The organism is Halorubrum sp. SP3, assembly GCF_005435195.1.
Taxonomy (GTDB): domain Archaea; phylum Halobacteriota; class Halobacteria; order Halobacteriales; family Haloferacaceae; genus Halorubrum; species Halorubrum sodomense.
Genome location: NZ_SGTU01000829.1, coordinates 1 through 212, shown reverse-complemented (window position 1 = coordinate 212; position 212 = coordinate 1). Strand labels below are relative to the sequence as shown.

General features: G+C 59.0%; 1 protein-coding gene. It reads left to right on the top strand.

The features are described from left to right. The coding region (locus EXE42_RS20590) for a hypothetical protein (protein ID WP_137707159.1) at nucleotides 1–212 on the top strand (212 nt) is incomplete at both ends.

Here is a 212-nt window from a genome sequence, read left to right as displayed (position 1 = left end):
AGGCACACCAACTGATAGCGTACCCCGTTGGCGATCTCGCCTGCTTCAACGTCGATTTCTCACGGGAGTTTCGCTACTGTCTGGAGACGAATCGCGATCCAACGCCGGCGGCGGAACTGTCGATGCTCCGGCTCGATATTCCAGTGACCGAGACAGGCCAAGACACGTACAGCGAGCTCACGATTGCCGGCGAGACTGTTACCGGGTCAGCA